The sequence below is a fragment of the Pseudomonas sp. TE3644 genome (assembly GCF_056278815.1).
Genome location: NZ_JBWBQF010000001.1, coordinates 4,736,659 through 4,752,296, shown reverse-complemented (window position 1 = coordinate 4,752,296; position 15,638 = coordinate 4,736,659). Strand labels below are relative to the sequence as shown.

Here is a 15,638-nt window from a genome sequence, read left to right as displayed (position 1 = left end):
CTGAAACTTGCTTGAATTCGGTGTGTGGCCGGCGGCTTGTGGGCCGCCGTGCGTGTTATTCGTGCCGGGCGCCAATGCGCTGGCCCCAGCGGGCGGCCGTGGCCGCTAGGTCCTGCTCGTCCAGGCGCGTGAGCTGCCGGTTGTCGAGCAGGGCTTTGCCCGCGACCCAGACGTGCTTCACGCAGTCCCGGCCGGTGGCATAAATCAGTTGTGATACCGGATCGTACACCGGTTGCTGCGCCAGCCCCGACAGGTCGAACGCGGTGATGTCCGCCGCCTTGCCCACTTCCAGCGAGCCGATGCAGGCTTCCAGGCCCAGGGCGCGCGCACCGTTGAGCGTAGCCATGCGCAGGGCGCGGTGGGCGTCCAGGGCGGTGGCGTTGCCGGCCACGGCCTTGGCCAGCAGCGCGGCGGTGCGGGTTTCGCCCAGCAGGTCCAGGTCATTGTTGCTGGCCGCGCCGTCCGTGCCGATGGCCACGTTGACCCCGGCCTGCCACAGGCGCTCCACCGGGCAGAAGCCGCTGGCCAGCTTGAGGTTGGACTCGGGGCAGTGCACCACGCTGGTGTTGCTTTCTACCAGCAGGGCCAGGTCGTCGTCGCTGATCTGGGTCATGTGCACCGCTTGCAGCCGCGGCCCCAGCAGGCCCAGGCGGGCCAGACGCGCCAGCGGGCGCTCGCCGCGTTCGGCCACGGCCTGCGCTACCTCGTCGGTGGTTTCGTGCACGTGCATCTGGATGGCTGCGTCCAGTTCGTCGGCCAGCACGCGGATTTTCTCCAGGTTCTCGTCGCCCACGGTATAAGGGGCATGAGGGCCGAAGGCAATGGAGAGGCGCGGATGATGCTTCAGGTCATTGAACAGCTCGACGCCCTGGTGCAAGGCCTCGTCGGCGTTGCGCGCGCCCGGGATGGGGAAATCCAGCACCGGGATGCTGATCTGCGCGCGCATGCCGCTGTGGTGCACGCGCTCGGCGGCGATGCGCGGGTAAAAATACATGTCCGAGAAGCAGGTGATGCCGCCCTGCAGCTGCTCGGCGATGGCCAGGTCGGTGCCGTCGCGCACGAACGCCTCATCCACCCAGCGCCCTTCGGCGGGCCAGATGTGCTCCTTGAGCCAGGTCATCAGCGGCAGGTCGTCCGCCAGGCCGCGGAACAGTGTCATGGCCGCATGGCCGTGGGCGTTGATCAGGCCGGGGGTCAGCAGCATGCCCGGCAGCTCGCGGGTCTCGCTGGCTTGCAGGGTCAAGGCTTCCGTTCGAGGGCCGATGAACACTATATTGCCATCACGAATGCCCAGGCCGTGCTCCCTCAGCACTACCCCGGCCGGCTCCACGGGCACCAGCCAGCTGGGCAGCAGCAACAGGTCAAGGGGCTGGGCGGCGTTGGGCATGGCGGAAAATCCAGTGCTTCGGGACGGTGATGGCGAAGTATACCCGAGCGTCCTGACCGGGGGCTCGCTATAATCGACCGCTTTTGGTGTCGGCTTTCAGATTAGGGGTGGGCAATGCGCAATCGTCTATTGGCAGCAGAGAAAGTGAAGGCCATCGACTGGCGTGACGGTGCCCTGCATCTGCTGGACCAGCGTGCCTTGCCCCACGAAGAAACCTGGCTGGCGTGCACCGACGCGGCTGGCGTCGCCCAGGCCATCACTTCGATGGTGGTGCGCGGCGCGCCGGTCATTGGTATCACCGCCGCCTATGGGCTTTTGCTGGGTGCCCGGCAGCGCCATGCCCAGGGCGGTGACTGGCTGGCGGCGCTGGAGCAGGACTTCACCGTGCTGGCCATGGCACGGCCCACGGCGGTCAACCTGTCCTGGGCGCTGAACCGCATGCGCGAGCGCCTGGAGCGGGTCAAGGACCACGCTGACGTGCTCGACCTGCTGGAAGCTGAAGCACAGGCCATCCACGAAAGCGACCGCGAAGCCAACCTGACCATGGCCCAGCTGGGCGTCGACCTGATCCGTCGCCAGCAGGGCAACCTGCAGACCGTGCTGACCCACTGCAACACCGGCGCCTTGGCCACTGGCGGCTTCGGCACGGCGCTGGGGGTGATTCGCGGTGCCTTTATCGAAGGCATGATCGAGCGCGTCTACGCCGACGAAACCCGGCCGTGGCTGCAAGGCTCGCGCCTGACCGCCTGGGAGCTGGCCAACGAAGGCATCCCGGTTACCGTCAACGCTGATTCGGCTGCCGCGCACCTGATGAAAACCAAGGGCATCACCTGGGTCATCGTCGGCGCCGACCGCATCACCGCCAATGGTGATGTAGCCAACAAGATCGGCACTTACCAGTTGGCGGTTACCGCCATGCACCATGGCGTGCGCTTCATGGTGGTGGCGCCCAGTTCGACCATCGACATGAACCTGGCCAGTGGTGAGGACATTCCCATCGAGGAGCGTGACGGGCGTGAACTGCTGGACGTGGGTGGGCAGCGGGTGGGGGCGGATGTGGATGCTTTCAATCCGGTGTTTGATGTAACGCCGGCGGATTTGATTGATGTGATCGTGACGGAGAAGGGCGTGGTGGAGCGGCCGGATGCGGCGAAGCTGGCGCAGTTGATGTGTCGCAAGCGGTTGCATTGAGATTTGTGGTGTTTGGTTCCCGGGCAGAGCCCGGTCCTACACCGTTCGGGCCATGGGTGTCAGGGACGCAAAGCGCACCGCTTTTGGATGCAACGCAGGAACATCGCCGTAAAGACAAAGGCGGTGCGCTTTGCCTATCTGACACCACTGCCGCGAACGGTGTAGGACCGGGGGGGCGGCCATCCGGCTCTGCCCGGGAACCAAACACCACAAATCCCAACCGTGAACACCTACAACCACATCGCATCCCAAAGCGGATAATCCCCAATTCGGTCCACGATCCCGGCCCTGATCGGATTGGTGATGACGTACCGCGCAATCGCCCTCAAATCATCCTCTCGCCGCACCGCCCGGTCATGAAAGCATTTCTGCCACACGCAGCCACGGTGTCCCAGTGCGGCGTTGACTCGCTTCGCGGAAACGGATTTCACGCGCCGGATGACGGCGGATAGATTGGCTTCCTTTAACTCAAGCAGCCAATGCAAGTGATCGGGCATCACAACCCAGGCGACGCTTCGGACCCTGTCCTCCAGGTGCTCCTGCATCATTATGTGAATAACCAGGCGTCCGATCCTCCAGTCGGTGAAGAAGGGGGTGCGATCATAAGTCGTGGTGGTGATCAGGTAGATGCGGCCGGTTTCCGAAATGCGGCCTCGGCGGAGGTTGCTTTGGTGGTATAGGGGCATGTCCTTTGCCTTTTTTGTCGGTGATTTTTAAGACGTTAGGACAGGGTTTTGCCTCGGGTGTGGGGAATGGTTTCAGGTTGTGATTTGCGGTGGCTGGTTCCCGGGCAGAGCCGGATGGCCGGCCCCCCGGTCCTACACCGGTCGCGGCAGTTGTGTCAGATAGGCAAAGCGCACCGCCTTTGAATGCCACGCAGGTCTATCGCCGTAAGGACAAAGGCGGTGCGCTTTGCATCCCTGATACAACTGCCGCGACCGGTGTAGGACCGGGCTCTGCCCGGGAACCAGACACCGCAAATCCCCAACCACGCCTGCCACCCCAAATCCATCCCCGCAAAACCCCTGAAATCCCCGCAAAAGCCCCTCAGAGCCACCTCAAGCCCGATCACCCGTCAATTAATGGGTTTGCAAGCCTGCCAGGGGATAGGTCCCTGACGGCCTTTGTGGTAACATCCGACGGTTTCCAGGGCCGCCCTTTGTCGCGGCCCCCACTGCGCAGATCCACAGTGTATCTCGTTGATTTGTCGTAAGTCGCCGCAAGGCGGCAAGCTTCGTTCGTCCCATCGGATGTGACGGAGTTTCACCAGAAAAAGGAATCAGGCTTCTCATGGGCGAACTGGCCAAAGAAATCCTCCCGGTCAATATCGAAGACGAGCTGAGACAGTCCTACCTCGACTACGCGATGAGCGTCATCGTCGGGCGTGCACTGCCTGATGCGCGTGATGGCTTGAAGCCCGTGCATCGCCGCGTTCTGTTTGCGATGAGTGAACTGGGTAACGACTGGAACAAGCCGTACAAGAAATCCGCCCGTGTGGTCGGTGACGTGATCGGTAAGTACCACCCCCACGGTGACACCGCGGTCTACGACACCATCGTGCGTATGGCCCAACCCTTCTCCATGCGCTACCTGCTGGTAGACGGCCAGGGCAACTTCGGTTCGGTGGACGGCGACAACGCCGCGGCCATGCGATACACCGAAGTGCGCATGACCAAGCTGGCGCACGAGATTCTCTCGGACCTGCACAAGGAAACCGTGGACTGGGTGCCCAACTACGACGGCACCGAGCTGATCCCGGCGGTGATGCCTACGCGCATCCCGACCTTGCTGGTCAACGGCTCCAGCGGTATTGCCGTGGGCATGGCCACCAACATCCCGCCGCACAACCTGGGCGAGGTCATCGACGGCTGCCTGGCGCTGATCGACAACGCCGACATCACGGTCGATGAGCTGATGCAGTTCATCCCGGGTCCGGACTTCCCGACCGCCGCCATCATCAACGGCCGCGCGGGCATCATCGAGGCGTACCGCACCGGTCGTGGCCGCATTTATATGCGCGCCCGCTCCACTGTCGAAGACATCGACAAGGTCGGCGGCCGCCAGCAGATCGTGGTCACCGAGCTGCCGTACCAGCTGAACAAGGCCCGCCTGATCGAGAAGATCGCCGAGCTGGTGAAAGAGAAGAAGCTGGAAGGCATCACCGAACTGCGCGACGAGTCCGACAAGGACGGCATGCGCATTGTCATCGAGCTGCGTCGCGGTGAAGTGCCGGAGGTGATCCTCAACAACCTCTACGCCCAGACCCAGATGCAGGCGGTGTTCGGTATCAACATCGTCGCCCTGATCGACGGCCGTCCGCGCATCCTCAACCTCAAGGACCTGCTGGAAGCCTTCGTTCGCCACCGCCGCGAAGTGGTTACCCGCCGTACCGTGTTCGAACTGCGCAAGGCGCGCGAGCGTGGTCACATCCTGGAAGGCCAGGCCGTTGCCCTGTCAAACATCGACCCGGTGATCGCCCTGATCAAGGCCTCGCCGACCCCGTCCGAAGCCAAGGAAGCCCTGATCAGCACCGCCTGGGAATCCAGCGCCGTGGTGGCCATGGTGGAAGCGGCCGGTGCCGAGTCCTCGCGTCCAGAGAACCTGGACCCGCAATTCGGCCTGCGTGACGGCAAGTACTGGCTGTCGCCGGAACAGGCCCAGGCCATTCTGGACCTGCGTCTGCACCGCCTGACCGGCCTTGAGCACGAGAAGCTGCTGGCCGAGTACCAGGAGATCCTCAACCAGATCGGCGAGCTGATCCGCATCCTCAACAGCGCCGAGCGCCTGATGGAAGTGATCCGCGAAGAGCTGGAAGTGATCCGCGCCGACTTCGGCGACGTGCGCCGCACCGAGATTCTCGACGCGCGCCTGGACCTGACCCTGGGTGACATGATCCCGGAAGAAGAGCGCGTGGTGACCATCTCCCACGGCGGCTACGCCAAGACCCAGCCACTGGCTGCCTACCAGGCCCAGCGCCGCGGCGGCAAGGGCAAGTCGGCTACCGGCGTGAAGGACGAAGACTACATCGCCCACCTGCTGGTAGCGAACAGCCACACCACCCTGCTGCTGTTCTCCAGCAAAGGCAAGGTGTACTGGCTCAAGACCTACGAGATCCCGGAGGCCTCGCGTGCCGCCCGTGGTCGCCCGCTGGTCAACCTGCTGCCGCTGGACGATGGCGAGTACATCACCACCATGCTGCCGGTAGAGGAATACACCGAAGGTCACTTCATCTTCATGGCCACCGCCAACGGCACCGTGAAGAAGACCCCGCTGGAATCCTTCAGCCGTCAGCGCAGCGTGGGCCTGATCGCCCTGGAGCTGGACGAAGGCGACGTACTGATCAGCGCGGCCATCACCGATGGCGAGCGTGAGGTCATGCTGTTCTCCGACGGCGGCAAGGTTACCCGCTTCAAGGAATCCGACGTACGGGCCATGGGCCGTACCGCCCGTGGTGTGCGTGGCATGCGTCTGCCGGAAGGCCAGAAGCTGATTTCCATGCTGATCCCGGAAGAAGGCAGCCAAATCCTCACCGCTTCCGAGCGTGGCTATGGCAAGCGTACCGCCATCGACGAGTTCCCCGAGTACAAGCGTGGCGGCCAGGGCGTTATCGCCATGGTCAGCAACGAGCGCAACGGCCGTCTGGTCGGGGCTGTACAGGTGCTGGACGGCGAGGAGATCATGCTGATTTCCGACCAGGGCACCCTGGTGCGCACCCGCGTCGACGAAGTCTCCAGCCTGGGCCGTAACACCCAGGGCGTGACGCTGATCAAGCTGGCCAGCGATGAAACGCTGGTAGGCCTTGAGCGCGTGCAGGAGCCATCGGAAGTCGAGGGCGAGGAATTGCTCGAGGGTGAAGAAGGTTTCGAGGCGCCGGTGGAAGGTGTTGAGGCACCGGAAGACGTGGCGGGCGACGACGAGTTGCCGCAGGAATAAATTGTCGTGATGGATCATGGGGGCACTTCGGTGCCCTCAATGATGTTTGGGTGGTGGCCCATTCGCGGACACGGTCCGCTCCTACAGGGGTTGTGTAGGAGCGGACCGTGTCCGCGAATGGGCCACCACCGGTCTAACGAATTCAAGCAGAGCGAGAGTGGATGTGAGCAACCGAGCCTTTAACTTCTGCGCAGGTCCCGCTGCGCTTCCCGAAGCTGTCCTGCAGCGCGCCCAGTCCGAGATGCTGAACTGGCGCGGCAAGGGTCTCTCCGTGATGGAGATGAGCCACCGCAGCGACGACTACGTGGCCATTGCCGAGAAGGCCGAGCAGGATCTGCGTGACCTGCTGTCCATTCCGTCCAACTACAAAGTGCTGTTCCTGCAGGGCGGCGCCAGCCAGCAGTTCGCCGAGATCCCGCTGAACCTGTTGCCCGAAGGCGGCACCGCCGACTACATCGAGACCGGCATCTGGTCGAAAAAGGCCATCGAAGAAGCCCGTCGCTACGGCAACATCAACGTCGCCGCCAGCGCCAAGCCCTACGATTACCTGGCCATCCCTGGCCAGAACGAGTGGAACCTGACCCCAGGCGCCGCCTACGTTCACTACGCCTCCAACGAAACCATCGGCGGTCTGGAATTCGACTGGGTTCCGCAGACCGGTGGCGTGCCGCTGGTGGTGGACATGTCCTCCGACATCCTCTCGCGCCCGATCGACGTGTCGCAGTACGGCATGATCTACGCCGGCGCGCAGAAGAACATCGGCCCAAGCGGCCTGGTGGTCGTGATCATTCGTGAAGACCTGCTGGGCCGCGCCCGCAGCGCCTGCCCGACCATGCTCGACTACAAGATCGCCGCCGACAACGCCTCGATGTACAACACCCCGGCCACTTACTCCTGGTACCTGTCGGGCCTGGTGTTCGAATGGCTGAAAGAGCAGGGTGGCGTCGAGGCCATGGAAGCGCGCAACCGCGCCAAGAAAGACCGTCTGTACGGCTTCATCGACAACAGCGCGTTCTACACCAACCCGATCGCCCACAACGCCCGTTCGTGGATGAACGTGCCGTTCCGCCTGGCCGACGAGCGCCTGGACAAGGCCTTCCTGGCCGGTGCCGACGCCCGTGGCCTGCTGAACCTCAAGGGCCACCGCTCGGTGGGTGGCATGCGCGCCTCCATCTACAACGCCCTGGGCCTGGACGCCGTTGAAGCGCTGGTTGCCTACATGGCCGAGTTCGAGAAGGAAAACGCCTGATGTCCGACCAGGAACTGAAGGCCCTGCGGGTTCGCATCGATGCGCTGGACGAGAAAATTCTCGAACTGATCAGCGATCGTGCCCGCTGCGCCGAAGAAGTCGCCCGCGTGAAAATGGCCTCCCTGGCCGAAGGCGAGGTGCCGGTGTTCTACCGGCCCGACCGTGAAGCCCAGGTGCTCAAGCGCGTCATGGAGCGCAACAAGGGCCCGCTGAGCAACGAAGAGATGGCGCGCTTGTTCCGCGAAGTCATGTCCTCGTGCCTGGCCCTTGAGAACCCACTGAAAGTCGCTTACCTGGGCCCTGAAGGTACCTTCACCCAGGCTGCGGCCATGAAACACTTCGGTCACGCCGTGATCAGCAAACCGATGGCGGCCATCGACGAAGTGTTCCGTGAAGTGGTGGCCGGCGCGGTCAACTTCGGCGTAGTGCCGGTGGAGAACTCCACCGAGGGTGCGGTCAACCACACCCTGGACAGTTTCCTGGAACACGACATGGTCATCTGCGGTGAGGTGGAGTTGCGTATCCACCATCACCTGCTGATCGGCGAAAGCACCAAGACCGATTCCATCACCCGTATTTATTCCCACGCCCAGTCGCTGGCCCAGTGCCGCAAGTGGCTGGACGCCCATTACCCCAACGTCGAGCGCATTGCCGTATCCAGCAATGCCGAGGCGGCCAAGCGGGTCAAGGGCGAGTGGAACTCGGCGGCGATTGCCGGCGACATGGCGGCCAATCTATACGGCCTGCAGCGTCTGGCCGAGAAGATCGAAGACCGTCCGGATAACTCCACCCGGTTCCTGATCATCGGCAACCAGGAAGTACCGCCCACGGGCGATGACAAGACCTCGATCATCGTCTCCATGAGCAACCGTCCTGGTGCGCTGCACGAGCTGCTGGTGCCGTTCCACGACAACGGCATCGACCTGACCCGTATCGAAACCCGCCCGTCACGCAGCGGTAAATGGACCTACGTATTCTTCATTGATTTCGTCGGCCACCACCGTGATCCGCTGATCAAGGGCGTGCTGGAAAAAATCAGTCAGGAAGCCGTGGCACTGAAGGTGCTGGGTTCCTACCCGAAAGCCGTTCTCTGAGGTTTAGTGATGAGTGATTTTCTCGCCCTCGCGCAGTCGGGCGTCCAAAAGCTGTCGCCTTACGTCCCTGGCAAGCCGGTGGATGAGCTGGCCCGCGAGCTGAACCTGGACCCGGCCAACATCGTCAAGCTGGCCAGCAACGAAAACCCGCTGGGTGCCAGCCCCAAGGTGCGTGAAGCCATCGCCAACGAACTGGCCGAGCTGACCCGCTACCCTGATGGCAACGGTTTCGAGCTGAAAACCCAGCTGGCCGAGCGCTGCCGGGTGCAGACCAACCAGGTCACCCTGGGCAACGGTTCCAACGACATCCTCGAACTGGTTGCCCGTGCCTACCTGGCCCCCGGCCAGAACGCGGTGTTCAGCGAGCACGCCTTTGCCGTCTACCCGATCGTGACCCAGGCCGTGGGCGCCGAGTCGCGCGTGGTGCCGGCCAAGGACTGGGGGCACGACCTGCCGGCCATGCTGGCCGCCATCGACGCCAACACCCGCATCGTTTTCATCGCCAACCCCAACAACCCCACCGGCACCTGGTTCAATGCCCAGGCGCTGGGCGACTTCCTGCGCGATGTACCGCAGGACGTGCTGGTGGTGCTGGACGAGGCCTACATCGAATACGCCGTGGGCGGCGAGCTGCCTGACGGCCTCGACTACCTGGCGCAGCATCCCAACCTGCTGGTCTCGCGTACCTTCTCCAAGGCCTACGGCCTGGCGGCGCTACGCGTGGGTTACGCCTTGTCGTCGCCGGTCATCGCCGACGTGCTCAACCGTGTGCGCCAGCCGTTCAACGTCAACAGCCTGGCCCTGGCGGCCGCCTGTGCGGCGCTGAACGATGCCGCCTACCTGGCCAAGAGCCGCGAGCTGAACGAATTCGGCATGCAGCAATTGCAGGAAGGCTGCCGCGAACTGGGCCTGGGCTGGATCCCGTCCAAGGGCAACTTCCTGTGCATCGACCTGGGCCGCGTGGCCGCGCCGGTGTTCCAGGGCCTGTTGCAGGAAGGCGTGATCGTGCGTCCCGTGGCCAACTACGGCATGCCCAACCACCTGCGGGTGACCATTGGCCTGCCTACCGAAAACGCCCGTTTCCTGGAAGCGTTGAGCAAGGTTTTGGCCAGTGCCTGAGTTTACCCCTGTACAGGCGCCGAAGCCGTTGATCGGTCGCCTGGTAGTTGTCGGCCTGGGCCTGATCGGCGGCTCGTTCGCCAAGGGCATCCGTGAAAGTGGTCTGTGTGGCGAAGTGGTTGGCCTGGACCTGGACCCGCAGTCGCGCGTTCTGGCCGTGGAGCTGGGTGTGGTCGACCGCTGCGAGGCGGACCTTGAAGCGGCCATCCAGGGCGCCGACGTGATCCAGTTGGCGGTACCGATCCTGGCCATGGAAAAACTGCTGGGCAAGCTGGCGACGCTCGACCTGGGCGACGCCATCTTGACTGATGTGGGCAGCGCCAAGGGCAACGTGGTGCGGGCTGCGCGCGAGGTGCTGGGTGCGCAAGCGCTGCACAACTTCGTGCCTGGCCACCCCATCGCCGGTTCCGAGCAGAGCGGGGTGGAAGCCTCCAACGCCAAGCTGTTCCAGCGCCACAAGGTCATCCTCACACCGCTGGACGAAACCGCGCCGCGCGCGCTGTCCATCGTCGACGCGCTGTGGCGCGCACTGGGTGCCGATGTCGAGCACATGGCCATCGAGCGCCATGACGAAGTGCTCGCCGCCACCAGCCACTTGCCGCACCTGCTGGCCTTCGGGCTGGTGGACTCGCTGGCCAAACGCAACGAAAACCTGGAAATCTTCCGTTACGCCGCGGGCGGATTCCGTGATTTCACCCGCATTGCCGGCAGTGACCCGGTGATGTGGCACGACATCTTCCTGGCCAACCGCGAGGCAGTGCTGCGCACCCTCGACACCTTCCGCAGCGACCTCGATGCGCTGCGCGATGCGGTGGATGCCGGTGACGGCCAGAAGATGCTCGGTGTGTTTACCCGTGCGCGCATGGCGCGCGAGCACTTCGGCAAGATCCTTGCCCGTCGTGCCTACGTCGACAAGCGCGAAGCCCGTGACCTGAACTTCATCGCGCAACCGGGTGGCAGCGTTTCGGGGCGCATCCGCGTGCCGGGCGACAAGTCCATTTCCCATCGCTCGATCATGCTCGGCTCGCTGGCCGAAGGCACCACCGAGGTGGAAGGCTTCCTGGAAGGCGAGGACGCCCTGGCGACCCTGCAGGCCTTCCGCGACATGGGCGTGGTCATCGAGGGCCCGCATCACGGTCGCCTGACCATTCATGGTGTCGGCCTCAATGGCCTGCAGCCGCCGCCGGGGCCGATCTACGTCGGCAACTCCGGCACCAGCATGCGCCTGTTGGCCGGCCTGCTGTCGGCCCAGCGCTTCGACAGCGTGCTGACCGGCGATGCCTCCCTGTCCAAGCGCCCCATGAGCCGCGTGGCCAAGCCGCTGCGGGACATGGGCGCGCAGATCGACACCGGCGCCGACGGCCTGCCGCCGCTGACCATTCGTGGCGGTCAGGCGCTGAAAGCACTGGACTACACGCTGCCGATGGCCAGTGCCCAGGTCAAATCCAGCCTGCTGTTGGCCGGCCTGTACGCCCAGGGCGAAACCCGCGTCACCGAGCCTGCGCCAACGCGCGATCACACCGAGCGCATGCTGCGCGGCTTCGGCTACCCGGTTGCCAGCCAGGGCGCCACTGCGTCGCTGACCTCGGGCGGCACGCTTACGGCCACGCGTATCGAAGTGCCGGGGGATATTTCATCGGCGGCGTTCTTCCTGGTGGCTGCGTCCATCACCGAAGGCGCCGACCTGGTGCTGGAGCACGTGGGCGTCAATCCCACCCGCACCGGCGTCATCGACATCCTGAAACTGATGGGTGCCGACATCCGCCTGGAAAACCGCCGTGAAGTCGGCGGCGAGCCGGTGGCCGACCTGCACGTGCGCTCGGCGCCGCTCACCGGCATCGACATTCCCGTCGAGCTGGTGCCCCTGGCCATCGACGAATTCCCCGTGCTGTTCGTCGCCGCAGCCTGCGCCCAAGGGCGTACCGTGCTGCGCGGCGCCCAAGAGCTGCGGGTCAAGGAATCGGATCGCATCCAGGTCATGGCCGACGGCCTCAAGGCCCTGGGTGTAAACTGTCAGCCAACCGAGGACGGCATCATCATCGACGGTGGCGCGATGCACGGCGGCGAAGTGCAGGGGCAGGGCGATCATCGCATCGCCATGGCCTTCAGTGTCGCCTCGCTGCGCGCCAGCGCGCCTATCCGCATCCTGGATTGCGCCAACGTCGCCACCTCCTTTCCCAACTTCCTGGCGCTGTGTGGCCAGGTCGGGATCCGTGTAACAGAAGAGGGCAAGTCGTGATTTCCCACGCGCCAGTAATTACCATCGACGGCCCAAGTGGCTCCGGCAAGGGCACCGTGGCCGGCATCCTGGCCAAGCGCCTGGGCTGGAACCTGCTCGACTCGGGCGCCCTGTATCGCCTGCTGGCGTTCAACGCCGGCAACCACGGCGTGGCCCTGGACAACGAAGCCCTGCTCGCGCAGTTGGCCGCTCATCTGGACGTGCAGTTCATCGCCGCCACCGAAGGCCAGCTGCAACGCATCATTCTGGAAGGTGACGAAGTCAGCACCGTCATCCGCACCGAGACCGCCGGTGCCGGCGCCTCGAAAGTGGCGGCGCTGCCGGCCGTGCGCGAAGCCCTGCTGCAGCGCCAGCGCGCCTTCCTGGAAGCCCCGGGCCTGATCGCCGACGGCCGCGACATGGGCACCGTGGTGTTCCCCCAGGCACCGCTGAAAATCTTTTTGACGGCCAGCGCCGAAGAGCGTGCGCGTCGACGTTACTTGCAGTTGAAGGGCAAGGGCGAAGATGTTAGCCTGTCGAGTCTGCTAGATGAGATACGTGCGCGCGATGAGCGTGACACCCAGCGAGCGGTAGCCCCGCTCAAGCCGGCGGCTGACGCCATACAGCTGGATTCCACGGAATTGTCCATCGAGCAGGTGTTGGAACGCATCATGAGCGAAGTCGCAATCCGCGATATCGCCGGGTGACCAGAACGCGTACGGGAAACCAGTCCCTAGCCCTTGCGCCTTCTTTACTATGAACGAACCCGCATTGTCTGGAGTGCGGCTGATGGGCGTTTCTACTGCCCAAATCTACAGGAATTAAAATGAGCGAAAGCTTTGCGGAACTCTTTGAAGAAAGCCTGAAAACCCTCAACCTTCAACCAGGTGCGATCATCACCGGTATCGTTGTCGATATCGACGGTGACTGGGTTACTGTCCACGCCGGTCTGAAATCCGAGGGCGTCATCCCGCTCGAGCAGTTCTACAACGAAGCTGGCGAGCTGACCATCAAGGTCGGTGACGAAGTTCACGTTGCGCTGGACGCGGTCGAAGACGGCTTTGGCGAAACCAAGCTGTCCCGTGAAAAAGCCAAGCGCGCCGAGTGCTGGATTGTTCTGGAAGCAGCTTTCGCCGCCGAGGAAGTGGTCAAGGGCGTTATCAACGGTAAGGTTAAAGGCGGCTTCACTGTCGACGTTAACGGCATCCGTGCGTTCCTGCCTGGTTCCCTGGTTGACGTCCGTCCGGTTCGTGATACCACGCACCTGGAAGGCAAAGAGCTGGAATTCAAGGTCATCAAGCTGGACCAGAAGCGCAACAACGTTGTCGTTTCCCGTCGCAGCGTCCTGGAAGCAGAGAACTCGGCCGAGCGCGAAGCTCTGCTGGAATCCCTGCAGGAAGGCCAGCAAGTCAAAGGTATCGTCAAAAACCTCACCGACTACGGCGCCTTCGTGGACCTGGGCGGCGTGGACGGCCTGCTGCACATCACCGACATGGCCTGGAAGCGCATCAAGCACCCTTCCGAAGTGGTCAACGTTGGCGACGAGATCGACGTCAAGGTTCTGAAGTACGATCGCGAGCGCAACCGCGTTTCCCTGGGCTTCAAGCAACTGGGCGAAGACCCATGGGTTGCTATCAAAGCTCGTTACCCAGAGAACACCCGCGTCATGGCGCGCGTGACCAACCTGACCGACTACGGCTGCTTCGCTGAGCTGGAAGAAGGCGTTGAAGGTCTGGTACACGTTTCCGAAATGGACTGGACCAACAAGAACATCCACCCTTCGAAAGTCGTACAAGTCGGCGACGAAGTGGAAGTCATGGTTCTGGACATCGACGAAGAGCGTCGTCGTATCTCCCTGGGCATCAAGCAGTGCAAGTCGAACCCATGGGAAGACTTCTCTGGCCAGTTCAACAAGGGCGACGAAATCTCCGGCACCATCAAGTCGATCACCGATTTCGGTATCTTCATTGGTCTGGACGGCGGCATCGACGGTCTGGTTCACCTGTCCGACATCTCCTGGAACGAAGCTGGCGAAGAAGCAGTACGCCGCTACAAGAAAGGCGATGAGCTGAACACTGTGATCCTGTCTGTTGATCCAGAGCGTGAGCGCATCTCCCTGGGCATCAAGCAACTGGAAAGCGATCCGTTCTCCAACTACGTTGCTGTCAACGACAAAGGCGCTATCGTTCGCGGTATCGTTAAAGAAGTTGACGCCAAAGGCGCCATCATCACCCTGGCCGACGACATCGAAGCCACTCTGAAAGCTTCCGAAATCAGCCGTGACCGCGTTGAAGACGCGCGTAACGTCCTGAAGGAAGGCGAAGAAGTCGAAGCCAAGATCATCAGCGTTGACCGCAAGTCGCGCGTGATCAACTTGTCCATCAAGTCGAAAGACGTTGAAGACGAGAAAGAAGCAATCCAAAGCCTGCGCGACAAGCCAGCTGCTTCGGACATCGCAACTGGTCCAACCACTCTGGGTGACCTGCTGCGTGCTCAAATGGAAAAGCAGAACTAAGTTCTGACTGACCATTAGAAAAAGGGCGACTTCGGTCGCCCTTTTTTGTGCCCGCGATTTGGCCTGCACCTGTTTGTGGGAGCAAAGCTTGCTCGCGATTGCATCGACGCCGTAGATCCAAAAGACCGCGTTGCCTGCATCGCGGCCAAGGCCGGCTCCTACCCCGCACGGCGTAGGAGCCGACCTTGGTCGCGATGCAGGCAACGCCGTTTCAAGACAGTTGCTGCTACCACAGGCGTCCCACCCAGCAGAAGCCATGGGACCGGGCGAAGCTCAGGAAAAGCCCAACCAACCCCCTAACAAGCCACGCGCCGCACCTACCCCGTGCCTCACGGAAGATCTTCGGGGTTCACCTCTGCCAGCGCAGCCTTCGGCAGCGGCTACAGGCTTGGCCACACCACATTAGAAAAAGGGCGCGATTTTGCCTGTTCCTTTGTGGGAGCAAAGCTTGCTCGCGATTGCATCGACGCCGTAAATCAGAAAGATCGCGTTGCCTGCATCGCGGCCAAGGCCGGCTCCTACCCCCACGGCGTAGGAGCCGACCTTGGTCGCGATGCAGGCAGCGCGGTTTCAAGACAGTTGCTACCACAGGCGCCCCACCCAGCAGAAGCCATCGGGCCGGGCGAGGCTCGGGAAAAGCCCAACCAACCCCCTAACAAGCCATGCGCCTCACCTACCCGTGCCTCACGGAAGATCTTCAGGTACATCCAACCTCACCACCCACCGTAGCCGCTGCCGCCAGGCTGCGCTGGCCCTAAACCCCACTAAAAATCCCCGCGCACCCAAACACCAGCGCAGCCTCCGGCAGCGGCCACACACAACCTCACCACCCACCGTAGCCGCTGCCGCCAAGCTGCGCTGGCCCTAAGCCCCACTGAAAATCCCTCGCGCACACAAAGTCCAGCGCAGCCTCCGACAGCGGCCACACACAA

Annotated in this window: 10 protein-coding genes; 8 read left to right on the top strand and 2 right to left on the bottom strand. The window is 63.1% G+C overall.

Annotated features, from left to right (window positions below; all coding sequences use genetic code 11):
- Positions 1–55: 55 nt before the first annotated feature.
- Positions 56–1,387 carry a TRZ/ATZ family hydrolase gene (locus tag ACZ9GA_RS20975; protein WP_457360932.1) on the bottom strand — a complete coding sequence of 444 codons (1,332 nt, stop codon included), beginning with the start codon at positions 1,385–1,387 and terminating at the stop codon, positions 56–58.
- Between the two features lie 114 nt (positions 1,388–1,501).
- Here ACZ9GA_RS20975 and mtnA point away from each other — a divergent pair, with 114 nt between their 5' ends.
- Complete coding sequence (gene mtnA / locus ACZ9GA_RS20970) at positions 1,502–2,578, top strand: S-methyl-5-thioribose-1-phosphate isomerase (protein WP_457360933.1); 1,077 nt, start codon at positions 1,502–1,504, stop codon at positions 2,576–2,578.
- A gap of 230 nt (positions 2,579–2,808) precedes the next feature.
- Here mtnA and ACZ9GA_RS20965 read toward each other — a convergent pair whose 3' ends face one another.
- A complete protein-coding gene (locus ACZ9GA_RS20965) occupies positions 2,809–3,264 on the bottom strand; it encodes an REP-associated tyrosine transposase (RefSeq protein ID WP_457360934.1) in 456 nt (151 codons plus the stop codon).
- A 604-nt stretch (positions 3,265–3,868) separates the two neighbouring features.
- Here ACZ9GA_RS20965 and gyrA point away from each other — a divergent pair.
- The 7 genes from gyrA (at position 3,869) to rpsA (ending at position 14,706) form a co-directional block, all read left to right on the top strand.
- Positions 3,869–6,511 (top strand): DNA gyrase subunit A, encoded by a 2,643-nt coding sequence (gene gyrA, locus ACZ9GA_RS20960; protein WP_457360935.1) that lies wholly within the window; start codon positions 3,869–3,871, stop codon positions 6,509–6,511.
- A 163-nt stretch (positions 6,512–6,674) separates the two neighbouring features.
- The gene (gene serC, locus ACZ9GA_RS20955; RefSeq protein WP_476226715.1) at positions 6,675–7,760 is read left to right on the top strand and encodes a 3-phosphoserine/phosphohydroxythreonine transaminase; all 1,086 of its coding nucleotides are present in this window, start codon (positions 6,675–6,677) and stop codon (positions 7,758–7,760) included.
- A complete protein-coding gene (gene pheA, locus ACZ9GA_RS20950; RefSeq protein WP_457360936.1) occupies positions 7,760–8,854 on the top strand; it encodes a prephenate dehydratase in 1,095 nt (364 codons plus the stop codon). The genes serC and pheA overlap by 1 nt, the downstream gene beginning before the upstream one ends.
- 9 nt (positions 8,855–8,863) lie before the next feature.
- Positions 8,864–9,973 carry a histidinol-phosphate transaminase gene (gene hisC / locus ACZ9GA_RS20945; RefSeq protein ID WP_457360937.1) on the top strand — a complete coding sequence of 370 codons (1,110 nt, stop codon included), beginning with the start codon at positions 8,864–8,866 and terminating at the stop codon, positions 9,971–9,973.
- A gap of 28 nt (positions 9,974–10,001) precedes the next feature.
- A complete protein-coding gene (locus tag ACZ9GA_RS20940; protein WP_457363680.1) occupies positions 10,002–12,212 on the top strand; it encodes a bifunctional prephenate dehydrogenase/3-phosphoshikimate 1-carboxyvinyltransferase in 2,211 nt (736 codons plus the stop codon).
- Entirely contained in the window at positions 12,209–12,898 is a 690-nt protein-coding gene (gene cmk / locus ACZ9GA_RS20935; RefSeq protein ID WP_457360938.1) for a (d)CMP kinase, read from the top strand. The genes ACZ9GA_RS20940 and cmk overlap by 4 nt, the downstream gene beginning before the upstream one ends.
- Positions 12,899–13,017: 119 nt before the next feature.
- On the top strand, positions 13,018–14,706 hold the full coding sequence (gene rpsA / locus ACZ9GA_RS20930) for a 30S ribosomal protein S1 (protein WP_008370720.1): 1,689 nt from the start codon (positions 13,018–13,020) through the stop codon (positions 14,704–14,706).
- The last annotated feature ends 932 nt before the right edge of the window (positions 14,707–15,638 follow it).

Excerpts from the sequence above, each read along its gene's own strand:
- ACZ9GA_RS20975 (WP_457360932.1), bottom strand. The coding sequence starts at position 1,387 with ATGCCCAACGCCGCCCAGCCCCTTGACCTGTTGCTGCTGCCCAGCTGG.
- mtnA (WP_457360933.1), top strand. The coding sequence starts at position 1,502 with ATGCGCAATCGTCTATTGGCAGCAGAGAAAGTGAAGGCCATCGACTGG.
- ACZ9GA_RS20965 (WP_457360934.1), bottom strand. The coding sequence starts at position 3,264 with ATGCCCCTATACCACCAAAGCAACCTCCGCCGAGGCCGCATTTCGGAA.
- gyrA (WP_457360935.1), top strand. The coding sequence starts at position 3,869 with ATGGGCGAACTGGCCAAAGAAATCCTCCCGGTCAATATCGAAGACGAG.
- pheA (WP_457360936.1), top strand. The coding sequence starts at position 7,760 with ATGTCCGACCAGGAACTGAAGGCCCTGCGGGTTCGCATCGATGCGCTG.
- hisC (WP_457360937.1), top strand. The coding sequence starts at position 8,864 with ATGAGTGATTTTCTCGCCCTCGCGCAGTCGGGCGTCCAAAAGCTGTCG.
- rpsA (WP_008370720.1), top strand. The coding sequence starts at position 13,018 with ATGAGCGAAAGCTTTGCGGAACTCTTTGAAGAAAGCCTGAAAACCCTC.